The sequence below is a fragment of the Corallococcus sp. CA053C genome, from assembly GCF_003611675.1.
Lineage (GTDB): Bacteria > Myxococcota > Myxococcia > Myxococcales > Myxococcaceae > Corallococcus.
The window spans coordinates 1-1,076 of sequence record NZ_RAWA01000803.1 but is presented as its reverse complement, the minus strand read 5'-3'; the positions used below and the strand labels follow the sequence as shown (position 1 = coordinate 1,076).

The following is a 1,076-nucleotide window of genomic DNA, read 5'->3' as shown; positions in this document are numbered from 1 at the left end:
CCAAAGCCCCGGCCCGGGCTCCGGCCGAAGCTCCGGCCGAGCGCCGTCTGGGCCTGGTGCTCCTGGGGGTCGCGCTGGCGCTGGGCGCGGGCTTCCGCCTGTACTGGGCGCTCCACGACGACGGCATCTACTGGCCGGACGAGGTCTACCAGAGCCTGGAGCCCGCCCACCGGCTCGTCTACGGCTACGGGCTCATCGCCTGGGAGTTCGTCGAGGGCGCCCGGAACTGGGCCCTCCCGGGGCTGGTGGCGGGGGTGCTGGGGCTCGGCCGGCTGCTCGGTTTCAACGAGCCCTCAGGCTACCTGGGGCTCGTGAAGGGCTTCTTCGCGCTCGTGGGCACGGCGACGGCGTGGGCCACGTGGCGGCTGTCGCGCGCGTCCGGGGCCTCGTCGCTGGCGGCGTCCGCGGGGGCGTCCCTGTTCGCGCTGGCGGTGGTGCCCCTGTACTTCGGCCCCCGGGCGATGAGCGAGAACGCCTCCGCGCTGCCCGTGGCGCTGGGGCTGGCCCTGGCGCTGCCCCGGGGCGCGTCCCGGCGGGCCCTGCTGACGGGGGCGTCCCTGCTGGGGCTGGCGGTGCTGCTGCGGCTGCAGAACGGCGTCTTCTGCGTGGGCCTCTTGGGGGTGCTGTTGGCGCGTCGGCAGTGGCGTGACGCGGGCGTGACGCTGGCGGTGCTGTCCGGGTGGGCGCTGGCGTTCGGGCTCCTGGACAAGCTCACCTGGGGGCGCTGGTTCCACTCCGCCATCGTCTACCTGGACTTCAACCTGGTGCAGGGCAAGGCGGCCCAGTTCGGCACGGAGCCCTTCGACTACTACCCGCGCGTCCTGCGGCAGGCGATGCCGGGCCTGTCCCTCCTCGCGGGCGCGCTCGCCCTCCTGGCGCTGCCCCGGGCGTGGGGGCTGGCCGCGCTGACGGCGGGCTTCGTCGTGCTGCATGCGTACCAGCCGCATAAAGAACTGCGCTTCCTGGTGCCGGTGCTGCCCCTGTTCGCGGCGCTCGCGGGCGTGGGGCTGGATTCAGTGCTGGGCGTGCTGCGCGGCTTCCCCGCGCGGGCCACGGTGGCGGTGGCGGTGGTGGCG

At 74.8% G+C, this 1,076-nt stretch carries 1 protein-coding gene; it reads left to right on the top strand.

Annotated elements, in window-relative coordinates:
- A partial coding sequence (locus tag D7V97_RS43255; RefSeq protein WP_120616294.1) for a hypothetical protein occupies positions 1-1,076 on the top strand: 1,076 nt, incomplete at both ends.